This is a genomic window from Barnesiella sp. CU968, from assembly GCF_905219685.1.
GTDB classification, from domain to species: Bacteria; Bacteroidota; Bacteroidia; order Bacteroidales; family Muribaculaceae; genus Lepagella; species Lepagella muris_A.
The window spans coordinates 1-4,469 of record NZ_CAJMXD010000246.1 but is presented as its reverse complement, the minus strand read 5'-3'; the positions used below and the strand labels follow the sequence as shown (position 1 = coordinate 4,469).

The following is a 4,469-nucleotide window of genomic DNA, read 5'->3' as shown; positions in this document are numbered from 1 at the left end:
GCCAGCACAAATAGCAAATTGCCATCCAACTCTTGACCTCGAATTTGATTAACACTTTTTAAGAGACACTAGTGAGTTGCCGTTTCTATGTTTGACAACTGCCATGCCCTTTATCCTCTCTTGATGGTTGTGTATAGGATAGCGTATGAGATATTCGGTCAGTATCTCCTCGGAGAACATCGTGGCCGCTATTGTCAGGCCTACATCTTCGCGCTCGTCGTCTTTCACGCCGTTATACCATGCGTACTGCCTCGGTGAGATTGGTTTGCGGTACGTCGAGCCGTCTTTGACATTGATGAGCATATAGTTCCCTCTGCTGTCTTTGCCCACCTCGACAGTGAACAGGTCGCGGTACACGTCAAGCGGCGATGGTTTCCTTTGTGGTTTGATGGCGAAATCAATAAGCTCCGACAGTTTCATCACCTTGCTGCCGTCGAAGGCAATCTTTTCGGCATGGTCGATTATACTGTAGCCTCTCACCCTGCCGTCCTTGTCCTTCTGAAAACTGATGTCTATACCAAACTTTGTCTTGAGAACATCGATAAGAGTCTGTATGCGCTGGCAGTTCTCCTCGCTCAACGGTTTGCCGTGGTTGTCAAGTATTTTGCGGATGTCGGTATTCAGTTTTGCTTTTACCGGCTTTCGCTTCTTACCTTTTGACACTTTGACATTATCGACATTTTGACATTTTCCCTCGGCTATCTCGCCCTTGTATTTCCGGATTATAGCGCGAAGCTGCGTAGCGCGGTCTTTGCGCTTCGGGCTGTTTTTGGTGATTCGATTGAGAATGTCGCCGATGGCGATATTTCCGGCATTGCCGCCACACTTGAACAGTCGGTAGCCATCGAGCGATTTCTCTATCTTGTAACCATGAGTCTTGACGATATTGGCAAACTGCCCCTCCGTTTCGTAGTCGTAGCCGAGAATTCGGTCGATATCTTTCTTGATGTCAGGAGAGAGTATGCGATTTGCGCACTCGTTAAGCCTGCGCCTGTCCTGATGGTCAGAAATGGCATAACCGTTAGGCTTTATTCTCGTCGAGAGAATATGCACATGGTTGTTGCCGGTATCATGGTGGGCGTAAACAAAATACGGCTGACGGGCATAGCCCATACCCTCCATAAGTTCACGCGCAAAGTCGGTAAGTTCTTCCGGCGACATGGCGCGTCCTTTCACGGAGGCCGACACGTGGAACTGGAAACGTGTTGTCTTTGTATTGCCGTAGGTCTTAGAGTTTTCTTTCATATACCTCTCGACTTCAGCCGAGGCATCAAGGCCGAAGCGGTGCAGCGTCTCGACATTGTGGCGCAACGCCTCGCTGACATTCTCCATCGCCATAAGGGTTGCCACACCATCAGCAATCTTCTTCTCGTTATATCGAGCGCCGGGGAAACCGCCGCCGGACACATCGTTGAGTTTCTTGACTATCATTTTCCTGATATTATCATGTTATAGAGGTATGTCAGCATCTGTTGGATTTTATCTGTACCCTCGCAAAACAGACCGAAGGGAAGAAGATCTGCCGCCCGCAACGAGTAAGGATTCATTTTCTGCTGCTCGTTGATGTGCTTTGCAACCTGATTGGTGTTGGTGCCGGTCCTTTCGATGAGCTTGATAGCGGACTTGATCAAAGCAATCATACGGGGATTGTCTCGGTCAGCCATCGGCTGCTCTTCATATTTGAGTGTGGCACAACGTACAAACGCACTCAGATTACCGTCGGTGTATCGGTCGGCTCTTGACTGCATTTCTGCGTGGGTCTGCGAATCGACACGTATTTTTATAGTGATGGATTTTTTATCCGGCATAGAGATTAACTTTTTAAGATATTATGGTTTGATAGATTGGTTGATTGAATATCTGATACAATGAAGACTATATGACTTGGTATAATGATTGCTTGATGATTTGATGAACTGATACCTTGATGATATAATATCTGGTTGTCTCGATTGTCTGATTATCCAATGCTCCATTACCCGATGACTTATTGTCCAATGGCTCATTATCATATTATCCAATGTATCGATTATCCAATGTGACGATGACCGATTAACCGAAGTATCACGGTTCATGATAAATGTGTTGCTTGATAATATATCAACCGCAGATTTTCAGTTTTTCATCATTCATTTTTCAGTCTATCATCGTTCACGGACAATGTATCATTAGATAAAAGACTGCGAGTTTCGAGCGGGATTGACCCTCACCTCGGGGGAGGCGGGATAGCCGTTGTGGACACAAGCGGCATATCTTGCAGAGCAAGGTTTATACTCCAAATCAGGCGTGAGCAACCGGGGTATCTCAGTCAGTTCGACCTCGGTCGAAAATGTCATAATGTCAAAAGTTCATAGTGTCAGCGCATGGGTCATATTTTGCGATAGCAACCGTGTGACTTTTTCTTCACGAATCCTCGGCCTCCGTCTCTTAGGAATCTCTTGACCGAAGATTCCGAGATTCCGAGTTGCAGGGCTTCCCTGACTGCCTCGGCTGTGGTGAACGAATCCCTGAGGTTTCCGAGTAACTCGGTGAACCGGTTGTCAAGGATACCGGTTTCAATCTCCGGTGCAATCCGGCTCTCCATGTTTCTGAAATATTCGGTGAGCCTGATGGCGAGTTCGGCAGTTCCCGGTTCAATTTTATCCATGCCCGATTCTCCACAGATACAGTGCATAATCTGTATGACCAGGCAGAAGCGGACGAGATAAGTTTCCAGTTTGCCGCACAACGCCCTGACAGCATCCGAATCCGTTTCAGCATAGACCTTGTTATTGACCTCGTCTTTCCACTGAATTATGCGGAGCTTCGACTCTTGGGAAAACAGTAGCTCTATTGAGGTTGCTTTTCCCTCTTGGTCTGTTGAAGGAGTAGCGGCTACCACCTTTCGGATAATTCGCTCCCATTCTTCAAGAACGCTGTCAGGCATGGCGGTGTCGTTCCACGACGGCATCTTGTCAATTTCGGGATAGACTTTCAGGAATCGAGATGAAAAGCCATTCATCATTCGCTTGCCGCCGAACTGTTCGCCCAGACGACCGGGCTGTGTAGTGCCAATAATAGAACAATAGGGATTGGCGAGGAAGATATGCTCGTTGTTTGACTTTCGGCTGTACTTGAAAGGCGTACCGCTGAACAGACAGAGAAAGTAGCCCTCGTCCGAACCGTTGTAGCGGTTGAAATTGGAAAGAAGGCTGTCTATCTCATCCTTGTAAATCAGCACTCCGCGCGGATTGTCGCGCAAAGCTCCGATAAGAGCCTCTACGGTGGAATCAACCACTACATGGCATTTTCGCTTAGGCATCTTCATTTCTTCAGGAAGAGAATGTCTCTCACGCTGCTTTGCCGACATGCGTTCCCATCGGCGGTAGGTTTCCATCTCCTTGCAGTAGATCATGTCATACTCTCCGTCGAGTTTGAGAAGAGGTGCGACCGCCTGTTGCAATGGCGGAGTCTTGCCGCAGCTCGGCGAGCCTACAAGCACCATGTAGATTATCGGTCGGCTTACCCATCCTGTCATGAAGCGGACTGACCAAGTGTTGCCCATAGCAGCCGCGAATACTGTAAGGAATGAAGCCGAAGTGAAATCGACATTATAGTTCTCATACTCCTCAAGAGCCTCTATTATGTCGCGGATTGCTTTCGGAAATATCTCCAAAGGGAAAGAAGGAGTTTCGGTAGTTTTACCGGAATCGCTGGTAAAGGCAATGCTATCCTCCTCGATCAATCCACATCCGGCTTCCATCGGAAAACGTGGATGGTTATAATAGCCATTCGCTTTCATGATGCTCAGATATTGATGTTACGTTGTCCGAGGGCTTTGCGTACCTCATATTCCGGGTACATAATCTTGTTGCCGGTCTTGACAGGTTTGAGGATACCTTTATTTGCCCAGTGCCAGAGTGTGGCATCGCATACGCCAAAGAGTTCCTTTACCTCGGCTTTGGTGAGCATACGTTCTTTCTTGGCTGCCTCGACCATCGAGCCGAGTTCATCCTTTGCGCGGCGGATCAAGTCCTCCGAAAATGCTTTGAGGTCTTCGGCGTTCATCTCTACCTTGACATGGGCCCGACCCTCATTGAGCATATCTAATAAATCTCGCATTTTTGTTTTGATTGCCGACATTGTTCGACGCTTCTACTGGCGGCATAAGACAGAAACGCCACCGCTCCGAAATGGAACGATGGCGCAAAAGTATAGCGTAATTTCTTGGATTAAAAAGAATTGATGGTTCGTTAAGTTCGCGAACTATAAAACGAATCAAACGAATCGAAAAGAGGCTATTTCAGTCTACTCCATCTGGGTCAATTCGTAAAACATCGGTCTTTATAGAGTCAATAGCGAAGCGATGTTCTGGCTCGTCTTTGATAAATCGCTTACGATTGGGAGATAAATCTTGTAGCGTGTTTACGCTCNTCTGCACCTGACGCTCGCCGACGATTTTGCAGTCAGGGAATGTGGCGGATAATATC

At 47.5% G+C, this 4,469-nt stretch carries 6 protein-coding genes; all 6 read right to left on the bottom strand.

Going from position 1 to position 4,469, the window contains the following annotated elements; translation table 11 throughout:
- Positions 1–48: 48 nt before the first annotated feature.
- Positions 49–1,431 (bottom strand): relaxase/mobilization nuclease domain-containing protein, encoded by a 1,383-nt coding sequence (locus JX312_RS09620; RefSeq protein ID WP_204457841.1) that lies wholly within the window; start codon positions 1,429–1,431, stop codon positions 49–51.
- Positions 1,428–1,808 (bottom strand): hypothetical protein, encoded by a 381-nt coding sequence (locus tag JX312_RS09615; protein WP_107032255.1) that lies wholly within the window; start codon positions 1,806–1,808, stop codon positions 1,428–1,430. Before JX312_RS09615 ends, JX312_RS09620 begins: the two co-directional genes overlap by 4 nt.
- A gap of 360 nt (positions 1,809–2,168) precedes the next feature.
- Positions 2,169–2,336 carry a hypothetical protein gene (locus tag JX312_RS09610; protein ID WP_204457840.1) on the bottom strand — a complete coding sequence of 56 codons (168 nt, stop codon included), beginning with the start codon at positions 2,334–2,336 and terminating at the stop codon, positions 2,169–2,171.
- A 32-nt stretch (positions 2,337–2,368) separates the two neighbouring features.
- Positions 2,369–3,781, bottom strand: coding sequence for a DUF3987 domain-containing protein (locus tag JX312_RS09605; protein ID WP_204457839.1), 1,413 nt, complete (start codon positions 3,779–3,781; stop codon positions 2,369–2,371).
- 5 nt (positions 3,782–3,786) lie between these two features.
- Positions 3,787–4,101 carry a helix-turn-helix domain-containing protein gene (locus JX312_RS09600; protein WP_025077230.1) on the bottom strand — a complete coding sequence of 105 codons (315 nt, stop codon included), beginning with the start codon at positions 4,099–4,101 and terminating at the stop codon, positions 3,787–3,789.
- A 181-nt stretch (positions 4,102–4,282) separates the two neighbouring features.
- Positions 4,283–4,469 (bottom strand): DUF6043 family protein (locus JX312_RS14140; RefSeq protein WP_239653880.1); only part of this gene is annotated, 187 nt, incomplete at its 5' end.

What these genes read in the sequence shown, in the direction of transcription:
- JX312_RS09620 (WP_204457841.1), bottom strand. Translation starts at nt 1,431, where the DNA reads ATGATAGTCAAGAAACTCAACGATGTGTCCGGCGGCGGTTTCCCCGGC.
- JX312_RS09600 (WP_025077230.1), bottom strand. Translation starts at nt 4,101, where the DNA reads ATGCGAGATTTATTAGATATGCTCAATGAGGGTCGGGCCCATGTCAAG.
- JX312_RS09610 (WP_204457840.1), bottom strand. Translation starts at nt 2,336, where the DNA reads ATGACATTTTCGACCGAGGTCGAACTGACTGAGATACCCCGGTTGCTC.
- JX312_RS09605 (WP_204457839.1), bottom strand. Translation starts at nt 3,781, where the DNA reads ATGAAAGCGAATGGCTATTATAACCATCCACGTTTTCCGATGGAAGCC.
- JX312_RS09615 (WP_107032255.1), bottom strand. Translation starts at nt 1,808, where the DNA reads ATGCCGGATAAAAAATCCATCACTATAAAAATACGTGTCGATTCGCAG.